A 14,865-nucleotide genomic window follows, 5' to 3' on the forward strand; every position below is an offset into this window, starting at 1 on the left:
CTCCTCCTCCCCTAAGAGAAAAAAACATATAACTAAATACTGGATAGACCTAAGTACTAAGTCTCATTAATTTACACAGACTTCTTGACAGAACCTTATATTCCAAATTGCGGTCGATATATCAAAAAAGTCGCCAATATACAAAAAAGGAGCTGAAATCAGCTCCTTTTTCTTTTCCAAATAAAACTGCTTATTAAAATACCTGTGAAACCACCGCACGTATCTAGTATAGAATCTTGCCACATCGGTGTACGGTCACCTGTGAAAGATTGATGAATCTCATCCATGCTCGCATACGCAGCAACAAGAAGCAGCGACAACCAGAAAACTTGCTTTCTCTTAAGCCCGCACTGCAATAACGCGAAATATGACAATGCTCCAAGAATAGCGAACACAGTAAAATGAGCGCCTTTACGAATAAAAAATTCGATAAAACCACCGACTCCTTTGTTCGCAATGCTAACAGGAGTACCCCCGCCATAATCAATAGATACCCACGAAAAATGTTCCTTCACAAACTCCACATTTACATATTTTGTGATATCTGAACGCATATCTTGCTTCTTATATGGCTGAGAAGATGAATAAAAAATGACCCCCATCCATATTAAAACGGGAATCCAAAATAACCACTTTCGCTTCATGTTTGAAACTCCTTACTTTATTTCTATTAAGCGTATCAAAAAAAAGGAAAAAATTCACGCCAAAAATATGACCTTCCCGCCTATATATATGACGAAAGGAGGGTGAAAAACATGGCGATTCAAACGATTGTATCTGATATGAGCTTACGTCTTGTCCTAAACGGCGGTACAGACAAAAACGGCAAAGCGATCATGAAAAACAAACAATTTAAAAACGTCAAAACAGATGCGGACTTAAACAAAGTACACGAAGTTGCAACTGCAATTGCTTCATTACAACAGCACAAACTTGATTCAGTTCAGCTTGTCAGCACAACTGACGTATCTAACCTATAACAAAAGGAGGGAATAACAAATGGAAGTACTAGAACTCGTTTTCTTAAAAGAAGACGGTAAAACAACCACTTTCTCAATCGAAAATCCTGTTACACCTGTAAACGAACAAACTGTAAATAGCGTCATGGATACCATTTTATCCGCTGGCATTTTCCTAACACTTGGGCAACATGCTCGCAAAAAAGGCGCACGCATTGTCGAAAAGAGCATTTCTGAAGTCAAAATTAACATATAAGCCAAAAAAGAAAGAGGGGGCTACCCCTCTTTCTTCTTTGGCATTTCAATCGGTATAAAGATATTTGAAATACCAACTGAAACATATTTATAATTTTCTTTTCCTATCTGAAACTCTGTTGTATATGTTGAGAAAAAAATATAGTCATTCCGCTTCGTATAGTGATCAATTAATAAACCAACTTGCGGCTCTACATAGTTCTTCGCTAATTTCTTTCCAATTGTAGCTAACTCACCAAGAAGCCCCTCTTTATCTTCTTGCTCCACTTCCGTCAACTTTTTATGAATATCATTTCGCGTCATAAACTGCTTTGCTGCCCAGTCTGTATATTCTCCTTTACTCGGATTACTATTTGCTAAATATACGAAAAGTACGACAGCTAAAGCGAGAAGTACATATTTCCATTTCATCTTTCCTCACCGCCTATCCTTTCTATTTTCATATATATGGAATCCCATTGCAAATTAGACAACCTAAATAGCTACAAATTTCTATATGAATCCATTTTGATTTTCCAACATATAGATTGCGGCTATGCAGAAAAAAAGGAGCTTCCACTCGCTTTCTCCCTTTGTTTAAACTTCACATGTGGCAGGAAAAGGACCTGACCGCTTCTATGCATGGCCAGATACTCTCGCCCACCTAAAAAAAGATGGTTTTATGTCGTTTTTTAATTTGGATTTATATAGCAGAGCATCCCTCTCACAAATATCGGGAGGAAAAAGTAAATAAATACAATTTTTAACACTAATTTACAAATTCTTTAAATTGTTTTTATATTTTATTTTTATAATAGAAAGTGTAATCCATTACAATACGAGGAGGATTTTTCATTGAATGACTTAGTTGATGGGTATGAAATTTCCGTACAAACGATGGCACTTGAGGCATACGCTCATCCTGTTTATCAAACAAAAATTTGGGAAACGCAAAGAATCATCTTTTCAGTGAAAACACCGCTGCAACTCATTCGTGAAAGTTGCATTATGCGAAACTACTCGACTTATGAAGGAAAACGATTAGCCATTCAAGAATGTTGTCGTTTTAAACAAAACGTCCCAATCCCTATTGATCACCAAAATCTCATGTGCGCCATTCCTATAAAGTCACCTTCATCTTGGCCATGCTCCTGGATATTTTATGCCTACATCGAAAGACTTGAACCTCACGATTCAGGCCACACAAACATACATTTTCGTAATGGCAAAAATCAAGTTTTCCCTATTAGTCCCAATCAAATGAAGAATCAGTGGATGAAAGCTGGTCATATTTTAGCAAAACTCATTCTTCTAGATAAAATGAAACTATCAATAGATCGTCCTTTTCCTCCTCTTTAAGTGAACTCTGCATACATATAGAAAAAGGAGGCTCTCTGCCTCCTTTTCCTATCACTATTCCACTGCATGCGCCCGCATTTTATTCAGCGCTTGCCTATATATCCAGCGCGCTTGATGATACGTCATCCCTAACTCCGTTGCAATCTCGCGCATTTTCTTCCCGCCGTAGAAATGCTCAAATAAGACAAACTGCTCATTCTCTTCTAACATACTCATATACGCAAACACCTCACTCTGCTTCTCCTCACCGCCTATATTTTCTAATACATAATGCTCCGTACAAACTTCCTTGTCTTGCACACGACACTCTTTCTTTAACCGCTCTAACAAATATCCGCGCACCGTCACAAGGGCATATGCGGGAAAGCTCCCCTTCTCCTCATCATATTTTTCATACGCCCGCCAAAGTGCAATGAGCCCGCATTGATAAAACTCCTCATAATCTCGGTAAATACAAAGCTTCTTCATTTGATTTTTAATCATCTTCTCATACAACGCTACTGTTTCTGTAAAGGTAACTGGCTTCACGTTTAACCCATTTCTAAAAGGTATACCTCTTTGTTATTCCGCGGTACCTTTACCTTATAAAAAAACAGCAACCCTTTCACCGCACTGCATTTCATGATAGACTAGCAAAATTTCAAATTTGCCTATGCAACATTTGAAATTCTGCTAGTATTATGTGAAATTCCATCGTAATTTTATCTTCGGCGTCATTATATCGGCGGAAACTCCTCATATATCGGCGATTTTTTAAATATATCGACCGCAATTTAAAATATATCGGCGCTTCGACACGAAATAAAGATTCTTCGCCAACGTACGACAAAAAAACGGCTCTATATGAGCCGTTTCGATAAACATAATCTTATATTATTTTTAGAATAAGCCGCCAACTGCGCCAAGTCCCAATGAAATAATAAAGAAAATAACAACAAGAATTGTCGCTTGTTTCTTGCTTAGGCCCGCTGTAATGTGCAGTCCTAACCATGTTACAACCAATCCCCAAATTGTGAAAACTTCAATTGATTTTGCGATGCCATATGCAACGCCGCCAGTAGAAGCAAATAGCGATCCTAATCCTGTGTACATTTCTTGACCATTTCCGCCAAGAATCCACGCTAATCCTATATTAATAATGCCACCAAGAATTGTAATTATACTAGAATAAACAGTAATTGCTAATAACTTCTTATAAGACGTATCATTGCCCATAAACATTATAAGTATTTTATACACAGCTGCACCAATAAAGAATGTAACAATAGTTATAATGAATAGAAGTACAAACCCACTGCCCAATGCCATTGCTGGAGTCATTTCTATCCCAAGCTTCTTATTTTGCGCAATAGTTGCAGGGTCCATAGAAGCTAAATATGCAGCTATAGCCCCGATAAGACCACCTAATACAGCCATTAAGAAAAACGCGCCCCACACTGGTGCATTCGTTCTCATTCTCTCAAACTGCAAACTAGGTGAGGTAATCATTCCAAATAATGAGGGCTTCTCTCCACTTACCTTCTGCGTGTTTACGTTCGCTTCCATATGTAAAACCTCCTTTATTTTTATACCCGTTCCAACGGGTGGTGAATCCCCACTTTTTCAAACAGGGATTCACCACCCATAAGAACTGAGTGTTATATAAATACAAATTGAAAAACCACTTTTTTTAGATGGGCGAGAGCGGCTGGCCATACTTGGAGCGGCCAGGGCCCTTTTATGCCACAAGCAATGTTAAAACAAAGCGAGCAAATAAGTAGCATATTACTTTTTGTTTTATGTTGAAAAACAAAAATAGATCTATATATTATTCATAGCGCAGTGCTTCGATTGGATCTAATTTCGCCGCTTTGTTTGCTGGAATTAATCCGAAAATAATGCCGAGCGTCATGGAGAATAGGACGCCGCCAAGCACAACTTCCCATGAAACGAGCGGTGGCCATTTCGCAAATGTAGATACGATATAAGCGCCGCCGTATCCAAGACCAATTCCGATCAAACCGCCAAGAAGTGTTAACATCACGGCCTCGATTAAGAATTGAAGCAAGATTTTCCCGCGCGTTGCACCGAGCGCTTTACGAACACCAATTTCACGCGTACGCTCCGTAACAGATACGAGCATAATATTCATAACGCCGATGCCGCCAACGACAAGAGAAATACCTGCAATACCGCCGATAATCATCGTCATGATACCTGTTACTTTCGAAACGCCTTCTTTCATTTTCTCAATATCAACAATTTCATACTTACCTGGAATATCATTTGGTTTGCGGTCGTTTAAAACGCTAGCAGCTTTTTTCCCGGCCGCTTCCATTTGATCAACATTTTTCACTTGTACTGAAATATTTTGAATTTCATTTTTTCCATATAGTGTTGGCCAAAGCGAAATCGGAATTAATATTTCCGACGGTCCCATGCCCATAAAGCTATTATCTGATTTATACACCCCGATAATTTGCAATGGCTGACCTTTTACCTCGATAATTTTCCCGACAGGATTTTCTTTCGGATAAAAAGTATCCTTTGCTTTCGTACTAATCATTACAACGTTATTGCCTTGCTCAACATCTGATTCATGTAAGGAGCGGCCTTCAGTCAATTTGATTTTATTCACCGCAAAATATTCACTATCAAGTCCAATAATATTCGTTATGCCTTTTTTATCATTAATATCGAGTGGCACCATATCCGAATTCGTCGTAACAACATGACTAATCTCTGGCAATTCTTTCAGTGCAAGAATATCTTCGTCTTTTAATTCTGGACGTTGCCCTATCCCCGCCGCATATGGATCATCAATATCCGCTTGAAACTGAAGGGGAACCACATTATTACCGATACCCGCAAATTGAGACTTCAGCATTGCTTCCCCGCCTTGCCCAATCGCAACGACAGTAATAATCGAACCAACACCGATAATAATTCCAAGCATCGTCAGTGCGGAGCGCAGCTTATGAGCTAGAATAGAAGAAAGAGCGATTTTAATACTATCTAGTAAACTCATATAGCACACCTTCTATCTTCTGTAATTTTCCCATCTCTGAGCACAATGCGGCGAGATGAATACGCTGCTACTTCCTCTTCATGCGTAACCATTACAATTGTTGTACCTTCTTTGTTTAGCTGGGTGAAAATATTCATAACTTGTTCACCCGATCTTGTATCAAGCGCACCTGTTGGTTCATCGGCCATAATAAATGTTGGATCATTGGCAATCGAACGTGCAATGGCCACACGCTGCTTTTGTCCACCTGATAATTCATTTGGCAAGTGATGCACGCGATCTGCGAGTCCTACTTTTCCTAATGCCTCTAATGCCCGCTCGCGGCGCTCTGCTTTCTTTATACCGCCGTAAATAAGCGGAAGCTCTACATTCTCCACTGCCGAAAGACGAGGCAGTAAATTAAAGTGCTGGAACACAAAGCCGATATATTCATTTCGAATGAGTGCCAACTTTGACTCATCTGCTGTTAAAATATTCACATCATCCAACATATATTCGCCTTCTGTTGGACGATCGAGACAACCAATAATATTCATAAGCGTTGATTTCCCCGATCCAGACGGTCCCATAATCGAAACAAATTCACCGTTATCAATCTTTAAACTAATACCATGTAAAATTGGTACAGCTAAACTTCCTTGATAATACGTTTTATGAATATTGCTTAAGGTAATCATTTTTTCTTCACTTCCATTCCGTCAAACACTTTATCGGAAGGATTTTCAACCACCTTTTGTCCTACTGTTACGCCTTCAACTACTTCGGTCCAATCTCCATCACCGGAGCCTTTCTTCACAATTTGCTTGCGAAGCTTTCCTTTATCCTCTACATACACAAATGAATCATCTTTTTCTGCTACAATACTTTTACTAGGAACAGCAACCATTTTCTTATTCTCTAAGTTTACTTGAATAGACACATGGTATCCTGGTGATAATCCATCTTGGGAATCTAATGATGCTTTATATGTATAATAAGACATATTTTGGCCTGCATCTCCGCCTGCTGTGGCTTGTGTATTGGCTTCCGCACTTGTCGGATACTCACTTACTTCTGTAATTTTCCCAGCCCATTTCTTCTTCGGTGCTGCCTTTGCTGTCACTGTAATCGTTTGGTCTTTTTGGATTTGCGATTTTTGTAGTTCCGTTAATGTACCTTGAATTTGGAATGCATCTTTAGAAGCGATTTGTAAAAACGATTTCCCTTGACCACCCATTGCTGGCATAGAACCTTGCGACGCATCTTTATCAAGCTTTTGTACAACACCGGCAAAATTACTGTAAACAGTAAGCTCTCCTCGTTTTTTCTTTAATTCTTCGATATGAAGGTTCCCTTTTTCTTTTTCAAGATCAGATGTTTTTTGTTGCATTTCCACTTCATTTAATTGCGATTCTAGCTGATCGACCATCTCTTTCGTCGCTCCGCTATCCTTCGCTTTCTTAATATCTTTTTTCAATGAATCTATCTTTTTCTTTCCTTGATCAAAGCGCATAGAAGCTACTTTCTGTTCAATTTCTGCTTGCTTCACTTGTAAATTAATTTCTTCATTATCATAGGAGAACAGCTTGTCCCCTTTGTTCACTTCTTGTCCTTCTTTTACAGCAATATCTTTCACTTTTCCTTTAGTCGCATCTGCATAGAAACTCTCGATATTCCCTGGTTTCACTTGACCGGAAACGAGCTTTGTATTATTGAGTTGACGTTCTGTTACTTCCGTAAACTTCACATCTTCTGTGCTGCCTTTCTTCTTACTCTGCATGATGAAAATATTTACAGCAGCAACGATAATAATAAGAGCAATCACCCCAATGATAATCCACTTTTTCTTCTTATTCGGAGTACGAACGGTATCTGGTAACATTGTCTCTCTCCTTTTATTTAAATTGTTAATCTAATCAAATTATACAAACTTTTCCAAAATATCTCAACAAACATAAGACATTTATTACATTTATATGACATAGTTTGGAATACATACTATAAATTGTATCAAAATATGTCATGTTTTGTTACGAATATGCATATATGCATATTTTTCTTAAACAAACGTTTGATTAACATGAGGAATTTCACGTGAACGACAATTACATTAAGAAGACATGCTTATAATGTGGTTCAAGAAAAAAGAGTACCATATGTCTACGATATCATCAGAAACATATGAAACTTCTATGAATATATACGCACACATGACAAAAAACATGGAAGAAAAAGCCTTCCAAAAGTTCAGTGAACTAATGAAAGGCTTCGTAATTTAAATATCGGTGACCAAAACGACTCAATATGCCCGCTCAATAGATGATCGATTACCGCTACATCATAGCCATTTGTGATTAATTGATTGACGACATGTGAACCGATATAGCCTGCACTGCCTAAAACTAAAACTGTCATCTCGTCATTACCTCTCGATTTGTGCTTTGTAATTCTTTGATAAAGCGTTCAAACCCTGCTCTACCCTCTTCATTCATCTTATAGACACCAGCATCTTCTAAGACGCGTTCAAATGTTTTTGCAACTTCCGTTTGAAGAAAGCTTTGAACGGTCTCTTCCCTATAGCCTCCCTCGGCTTTTAATTCATCTGCCCATTTTTGATGGATTTCAGGAACATTAGCTTCCTTATCTAACAAGTACAGCTCAACTTCATGAAGCTCCTCAATCAAACGTGGAGGGAGAATCGCAAGGCCCATGACTTCAATAAGCCCGATATTTTCTTTCTTAATATGCTGTACATCTGGATGTGGATGAAAAATTCCATCAGGGTATTCTTCACTCACATTATTATCACGCAGTACAAGATCAATTTCATACTTTTCTTCACGGCGCCGTACAATTGGTGTAATCGTATGATGCTTTGTGCCATCTTTTGAATCTGCACGAATTTGTAAGAATTCATCCGAATAGTTCTTCCAACTTTCATGGATGTAGGTGCTGGCATTAATCAATTCTTCTTTGTTTAAAGAAGAGAGACGAACCACACTCATTGGCCAGTTGACAATACCGCAAGAAACGTTTGGATAGTCAGGTAGTTGAAATATTTTAAGAACTTTAGCCTTTGCCATCGGAAAGTTATGGCGTCCCGTTTGATAGTGATCGTGACTTAAGATAGATCCTCCTACAATAGGTAAATCCGCATTTGAACCAATGAAATAGTGTGGCATAATTTCTACAAAACTGAATAAACGAGAGAATGCCTCACGGGAAATTTTCATTGGTCGATGCTCCTTAGATAATACGATGGAGTGTTCATTAAAGTATGCATATGGTGAATATTGAAAACCCCATTCTTCTCCCTCTAGCTCAATGTTAATGATTCGGTGATTGCTTCTACCTGGATGGTTCAAATGGCCGAAATACCCTTCATTTTCAATACAAAGTAAACATTTTGGGTAATTGCCCCTTGGTACATTTCTAGCCGCTAAGATTTCTCTTGGATCTTTCTCTGGCTTGGATAAATTAATAGTAATCTCAAGTTCACCATATTTTGATTCTGCTAAATAATGAATATTTTTTGCAATCGCACGGGTCTTTATATAATCATTGCGTTTACTTAGCTCAAAGAAATAATCCGTTGCTTGTTCAGGACTTTTGCGATATGCCTCCTGAAAATTCGCATTGACCTTGGATGGAAGTGGTGTAATCACATTCATTAAAAGCGCTTCGAACATATCACGATTGGCTTGGTTTTCAAAAATAACAAGATTTTTCATCGCTTTATCCATAAGCGTATCTAACAACACATGTGGGTCCGTTTCAACTACGCTAGTAATCTCTCCCATTTCCGATTCGCCAATCAAACGTAATAGTTGATTGTGCATATAAATTCGGTCATTTTCCTCAATGGCTCCATTCTCAATTGCAAGTGTAGTAAAATCATAAATTGCTTGACATGTATTCATCGTTTTCACCTCATTCATCATCCAATCACTGTAGTTCCATTACCAATGTGTGCCACATAAAAGACAGGCGCATATCCCACAATTTTGAGATATTCATCATAAACATTGTTTTTAAAAGTGTAGGTTTCACTTTCTTTTACTAATGCGATGGCGCATCCCCCAAATCCTGCTCCAGTCATACGGGCTCCAAGCACACCCTCTTGTTTTTGCGCAGCGGCCACCAATGTATCTAATTCAAGCCCGGTTACTTCATAATCATCTCTTAAAGATGTATGAGAAGCATTCAATAGCTTTCCGAATTCTTCTAAATCACCTGCAGTAAGAGCTGCTTTGGCTTTTTTTGTGCGTTCATTTTCGTAAACTGCATGCTTCGCGCGTTTAATTAGGATTTCATCTCCAATCAGATTTTGATTTGCATCAAATTCTGTTTCGCTTAGTTCTCCAAGTGCATGAACCTCTAACTTCGTTTGGAGACGTGCGAGTGCTTCTTCACATTCAGCACGGCGCTCATTATATTTTGAATCTGCTAGTTCACGACGTTTATTCGTATTCATAATTACAATCGCATAGTCGTCCAAAACCACTGGAACCATTTCATACTCTAACGTATTGGTATCAAGGAGAATTGCCTTGTCTTTCTCACCAAATCCAATAGCAAATTGATCCATGATACCAGAATTTACACCAATAAATTCATTTTCAACTTTCTTACCCATTTTCACTAATTCAAGTCGCGTTACGTCTAAGTTGAACAAGTCTTCTAATGCTACGCCTACAAGTAATTCAAGTGAAGCACTACTTGAAAGTCCCGCTCCATTTGGAATCGTTTCTTCAACTAATAACTCAAAACCACAGTCTATTTTATGACCTGCTTCTTTCAGTGTTAAAATAACGCCTTTTACATAATTTGCCCAATTCGCATGTTTATCGTAATCTAGTTCATTCAACGTGAAGCTAATCACTCCAAGCTCTTCAAAGTTCGTTGAGTAAACTAATACTCTATCATCCTCACGACGTCTAGCTACCCCGTAAGTTCCATAAGTAATAGAAGCAGGGAATACATAACCACCATTGTAGTCTGTATGTTCTCCGATTAAATTGATACGCCCTGGAGAAAAATATTGAGTTGTTTCTTGATCGCCAAATACTTCAGCAAATTTTAAAGCTAGTTCACGTTTCTTTTCCATAAATATAAACATCCCTTTCGCATTTATCCTAAATAAGGAAATTATCTCCGTATTCACTGGCTCACTTCTAACAGTTCATCATTATTTCTAGACACAGCATCGCATTTTAAATAAAGTGAAACTTCAATCAGTGGGAATTTTCTTCATCCCCCACTGATTGTCAGCCCTCACCAATCGGGCTTTTACGGACTGTTTATCTCCCACCTAAACTTCTTTGTATTCTTTTAGGTTTTGAGGCGGGAGTATTACAGCCCGCAAATAGCGGGATAAATTCTGATAGCAGTATCTAATTTTTTCTATACATGTTTCATATTTTAAGAAAACGCTTATGAAAGTAAGCATAAAAAAATTAACGAACTACATTAATGTCCTTCCTGTGGTTTTTTCATGTATAGTTTAACAAGAAAGCGCTTTCTGTTTTATATCATTTTGTGACCTTGATTTAACCTTTTGTTGCATTTCTTCCTTCAAAAGGTAGATTAGGTTATCGTAATCACGAAGAGGGAGAAGCCCATGGAACAAGCAATCTTTATGAAAAAGGAACAGCGTCACTTCTCAAGCGATCTTTATTTTGATTTTTGTGGTTTTTCAAAAACACTGCCTTTTCATGCTTTTGGACCGGCTGTACGTAACAGCTACATTATTCATGTCGTGTTGGATGGAAAAGGAATGTACCATGTAAAAGATAAAAAATATTCATTAAAGAAAGGGGATATTTTCCTCATTCCCCCAGGAGAGTCGACCTTTTATCGCTCGGATGCAGAGGAACCATGGATGTATGCGTGGCTGTCATTTGGTGGAAAGGTAGCAGAGGAAATTATTCATTACTCGAGTTTTAAAGAAGGTAACTACTCTGTTACCTCGGCTAATATTCAACAATATTCGGATATTATCTTGGAGTGTATGAATTGCTCCCACGGTACAGTAGAAGATGAATTAATGTTGAATGAGTTGACCTATCGGTTTTTAAGATTATTACTTACAGATGGTGTCGAATTCTCAATGGGAGTAAAACAAAAGTTTTCACAACTCGCAATTGAAGCGATGACATATATTGGAGAGCACTATGTAGAGGAGATTACAGTAAGTGACGTGGCAGATCATCTTGCGGTCAATCGAAGCCATCTTTCACGGGTCTTTCACAATCAGTTCGGGATGAGCATGAAAGACTGGATTTTAAGGGTACGCATTAATCACGCAGCGTATTTACTTTCAATGACAAATGAATCGGTTGAAAACATTTCCTATCAGGTCGGCTTTCGTAGTTTAGTAGTCTTTAGTCGCATATTTAAAAAAGTGATTGGAGAAACACCTACGCATTATCGAAAACGTATGTCGAAAGAGAATTTTCAAATAATCTCTTTATCAAGCTTGAAGTTCTTACTTGATGAACAAGAAATTATTTCACGGGCCACTTAGGAAAAATGACGGTTTATTAGTAATATAATTAAAAAGTAAACTAGTCTATGTCCAAGAAAGCGAAGAATTATAAACATTTTTCGCTTTTTTATTTTTCAAGATAATTCATATAATATAAAGATAGATCACTTCCAATTTACTGGACAGAGTCTGTAGAATCTAATTTCCATTTTGATTCTGCAAAACAACAACTTAAATCAAAATTCAAGGGCGATATAATTTAAACAAACGTTTAATTAAAAAAAGAGAACCTACCAATTGACAGATTCTCCTCTCCAAAATCATTAAGCCAGTATCTTCTTAGACTCTTTTCTCTCATGATCAAATTGAGCGATAAACAGGAATATCGTGGATAAAATACTGCCTAACAACTATCCCAAAAAGCCGTGGACATAAAACTCTTTTATTTTTATCTACTTGGTAGGAAGATGCCCACACTTCCCCTTATTTTAATACTCTTCAAGCTAGATCTTCTTATCATATAAGATTCTTCCTAATTGCAGGCAATCAAGAATAGCCTTTTCAGAAAATCTATATAATCCTTCTTTTTCCTGCATTCGACTAATTAAACTCATTAATTGGTCAAAGTAAGATTCTTTTACCGAAGACAGTTCCCATAGGTTATGATATTCTCTTCCGGGCCCCTTTTCATCAAGAACGGTTGTACACTCTTTACACCATATCTCCAAGCTTTGGATTACCCTAGTGTCGAACATTTCTTCTTTTTTAATCCTTACATTACCCTTCCAATCTTGAAGACGCTTTTTACACTGTAAACAAACCGGTGCATGCATTTCTTTTCCCATAAAATCACCTACTACATTGAAATATATTGATAATTAAATAATAATCGTAAAAAGAAAACATATCCATATATTATAAGAAGATACATTGTTAAATAGTTATTCAAAAAAGAAACAACAATGTTTACTGATGATTGTTTCCCTTCATAATTAATACTCAAATGGTAAATCCGAAATTAACTGTTCTTTTTCATTATCATTCATCACTACTACTTGATTATGATTTATCAAAAACACACCTACTAACATTGTTAATGTTAATAAAAAACCCCCACAAAAAATTTCTTCACAAACCATGATCCGTATCTTTTTCTTTCAAAAAAGCATAAGAGGTCATATCAGATACACTCACTTATGGAATAAATCTTCTCACATGTAAACTTGTTATTACTATTTTTCCCCCTACATGGTGCTGCAACTAATACCATTACTCCTAATGCCTTTTTCCTTTCCGTGTTTTTCACCTCGCATAATTCCCGAATTTACCAAACCCATATCAAGTATACCGTCTATTTATGTTGAAAAAGTGAAATGTAACCAATTTGTCTAGAAATATGCAAAATTGCATATTTTAAATTCTATTCGTAGAAAATTCTTTAATTAATCTATGAAAAACAAAAAAAGCTCATAAAAATGACCTGTATATCAAACCATTTTTGTTCGATACACAGATCACTTAGACAATACTTATAAAATAATATAATATAATAGCGATAAATCCTACTTACATTATTGCTTTTAAAAGGTCTGCTACTAATGGAATTACTGCACCTAAAAATTTTAAAACTGCCATTGCGATTTCCATAAACAAGCCCTCCAATTTTCTGAATATTTAATATTTTATACTTATATTATATTCTAAAATAACAATACTTGCAACTTATTTCGATATGCAATATTGCATAAACCAAATCTATTTATTAGTAATATAATAAAAGTGAACTAGTCTATCTATAAAAAAAGCGAAAAATGTTTATAATTTTTCGCTTTTTTGTTTTTTTTACCATAATTGTTATAATATAATATATAGATAAATAAAGAAAGAAAGATGTGGTGTATTATAATGTTATTTCTAAAAAAACATAAAATTAGTACAAAATTGAATGTATTAATGATTACAGCTAGTATTGCATGTATTCTCTTATCCATTATGGGATATAGGGGGTTAATAAAAACAGGCGAAGCTTCTGAAAGTATGTATGAAGACAGATTGCTTCCAATTTACTGGATAGAGTCTATCGAATCTAATTTCCATTATAATAATAAAAACCTTGTAGAACTTATCCTTTCATCCGATGAAAATAGAAATAATCAAATATTAACTACAATGGACGGAATACGAAGCGATAATAATAAATTACTAGAAAAGTATGAGGCTAAAATCCATTCACAAAAAGAAAAACAATTATATGAGGACTTCCAAAAAAGTTACCAAGATTTAAAGGAAAAAATAGATAAAACAAAAGACTTAGTGAAAAAAAATGAGCATGAGGCCGCTTATAATTATTATTTACAAGAAATTGATTCGGCTACGAAAAATTCGAGTAAAAAAATTCAAGAACTCATTCAGTATAATGGTGATCAGGCAGAACAATTACAAAAAAATAATGCCAGCAGTGTACAAAATACAATATTGATGTTTATTATTATTTCGTTGGTATCGGTTGCGATCATTACATTTATTGGATATATTATTAAATCTGCTATTCAACGTCCAATTACTTTATTGGAACATGATATGAAAGAAGTAGCAGACGGAAATTTAGTCATACGTACTTCTTATCAAGCAAATGATGAATTAGGAAATATCGTTACTTCCTTTAATCATATGTTAGATAACTTACAACAACTAATGGGAAAAATAAAGGTAACAGCACAAGAGGTTACTACCTCAACTGATAGCATGTTGAAAAATACAAACCAAGCATCTCAAATCTCTAATGAAGCTATGCAAATAATTCATGAAGTGAACAAACAAATATTAGGACAAGTTACGAG

At 36.4% G+C, this 14,865-nt stretch carries 15 protein-coding genes and 1 pseudogene; 5 read left to right on the top strand and 11 right to left on the bottom strand.

Features of this window, described 5'->3' with window-relative positions; genetic code table 11:
- Nucleotides 1–158: 158 nt before the first annotated feature.
- A complete protein-coding gene (locus tag Q9306_RS23205) occupies nt 159–644 on the bottom strand; it encodes a VanZ family protein (RefSeq protein ID WP_306202791.1) in 486 nt (161 codons plus the stop codon).
- 111 nt (nt 645–755) lie between these two features.
- Here Q9306_RS23205 and Q9306_RS23210 point away from each other — a divergent pair, with 111 nt between their 5' ends.
- The gene (locus Q9306_RS23210; protein ID WP_306202793.1) at nt 756–980 is read left to right on the top strand and encodes a DUF1659 domain-containing protein; all 225 of its coding nucleotides are present in this window, start codon (nt 756–758) and stop codon (nt 978–980) included.
- Nucleotides 981–999: 19 nt separating this feature from the next.
- Nucleotides 1,000–1,215, top strand: coding sequence for a DUF2922 domain-containing protein (locus Q9306_RS23215; RefSeq protein WP_035430571.1), 216 nt, complete (start codon nt 1,000–1,002; stop codon nt 1,213–1,215).
- Nucleotides 1,216–1,235: 20 nt separating this feature from the next.
- On the opposite strand, the gene Q9306_RS23220 is transcribed toward Q9306_RS23215, so the two are convergent.
- Complete coding sequence (locus tag Q9306_RS23220; protein WP_306202796.1) at nt 1,236–1,625, bottom strand: DUF4359 domain-containing protein; 390 nt, start codon at nt 1,623–1,625, stop codon at nt 1,236–1,238.
- A 423-nt stretch (nt 1,626–2,048) separates the two neighbouring features.
- On the opposite strand from Q9306_RS23220, the gene Q9306_RS23225 reads away from it, so the two are divergent.
- The gene (locus tag Q9306_RS23225; protein ID WP_306202798.1) at nt 2,049–2,552 is read left to right on the top strand and encodes a competence protein ComK; all 504 of its coding nucleotides are present in this window, start codon (nt 2,049–2,051) and stop codon (nt 2,550–2,552) included.
- A gap of 54 nt (nt 2,553–2,606) precedes the next feature.
- Here the strand turns inward: Q9306_RS23225 and Q9306_RS23230 are convergent, their stop codons facing one another.
- The 8 genes and pseudogenes from Q9306_RS23230 to Q9306_RS23265 form a co-directional block, all read right to left on the bottom strand.
- Nucleotides 2,607–3,080: a sigma-70 family RNA polymerase sigma factor gene (locus tag Q9306_RS23230; RefSeq protein ID WP_306202800.1), complete on the bottom strand. Its 474-nt coding sequence runs from the start codon at nt 3,078–3,080 to the stop codon at nt 2,607–2,609.
- A gap of 351 nt (nt 3,081–3,431) precedes the next feature.
- Nucleotides 3,432–4,097, bottom strand: coding sequence for a YknW family membrane protein (gene yknW / locus Q9306_RS23235; RefSeq protein WP_306202802.1), 666 nt, complete (start codon nt 4,095–4,097; stop codon nt 3,432–3,434).
- A gap of 262 nt (nt 4,098–4,359) precedes the next feature.
- Nucleotides 4,360–5,559, bottom strand: coding sequence for an ABC transporter permease (locus tag Q9306_RS23240; protein WP_306202804.1), 1,200 nt, complete (start codon nt 5,557–5,559; stop codon nt 4,360–4,362).
- Nucleotides 5,556–6,236: an ABC transporter ATP-binding protein gene (locus Q9306_RS23245; protein ID WP_306202806.1), complete on the bottom strand. Its 681-nt coding sequence runs from the start codon at nt 6,234–6,236 to the stop codon at nt 5,556–5,558. The genes Q9306_RS23240 and Q9306_RS23245 overlap by 4 nt, the downstream gene beginning before the upstream one ends.
- The gene (locus tag Q9306_RS23250) at nt 6,233–7,420 is read right to left on the bottom strand and encodes an efflux RND transporter periplasmic adaptor subunit (RefSeq protein WP_306202808.1); all 1,188 of its coding nucleotides are present in this window, start codon (nt 7,418–7,420) and stop codon (nt 6,233–6,235) included. The genes Q9306_RS23245 and Q9306_RS23250 overlap by 4 nt, the downstream gene beginning before the upstream one ends.
- A gap of 413 nt (nt 7,421–7,833) precedes the next feature.
- Nucleotides 7,834–7,953, bottom strand: a pseudogene (locus Q9306_RS23255) (NAD-dependent epimerase/dehydratase family protein); the annotation flags it as partial.
- Nucleotides 7,950–9,479, bottom strand: coding sequence for a UDP-glucose--hexose-1-phosphate uridylyltransferase (galT, locus tag Q9306_RS23260; protein WP_306202810.1), 1,530 nt, complete (start codon nt 9,477–9,479; stop codon nt 7,950–7,952). The pseudogene Q9306_RS23255 and the gene galT, both read right to left, overlap by 4 nt.
- Complete coding sequence (locus Q9306_RS23265) at nt 9,476–10,645, bottom strand: galactokinase (protein WP_306202812.1); 1,170 nt, start codon at nt 10,643–10,645, stop codon at nt 9,476–9,478. The genes galT and Q9306_RS23265 overlap by 4 nt, the downstream gene beginning before the upstream one ends.
- 513 nt (nt 10,646–11,158) lie before the next feature.
- Here Q9306_RS23265 and Q9306_RS23270 point away from each other — a divergent pair.
- Nucleotides 11,159–12,064 (top strand): AraC family transcriptional regulator, encoded by a 906-nt coding sequence (locus Q9306_RS23270; protein WP_306202814.1) that lies wholly within the window; start codon nt 11,159–11,161, stop codon nt 12,062–12,064.
- Nucleotides 12,065–12,528: 464 nt separating this feature from the next.
- Here the strand turns inward: Q9306_RS23270 and Q9306_RS23275 are convergent, their stop codons facing one another.
- Entirely contained in the window at nt 12,529–12,870 is a 342-nt protein-coding gene (locus Q9306_RS23275) for a hypothetical protein (RefSeq protein ID WP_306202816.1), read from the bottom strand.
- 1,060 nt (nt 12,871–13,930) lie between these two features.
- Here Q9306_RS23275 and Q9306_RS23280 point away from each other — a divergent pair.
- A partial coding sequence (locus Q9306_RS23280; protein WP_306202818.1) for an MCP four helix bundle domain-containing protein occupies nt 13,931–14,865 on the top strand: 935 nt, incomplete at its 3' end.

Source organism: Bacillus multifaciens, assembly GCF_030756675.1.
In the GTDB taxonomy this organism is placed as follows: Bacteria; Bacillota; Bacilli; order Bacillales; family Bacillaceae_G; genus Bacillus_A; species Bacillus_A multifaciens.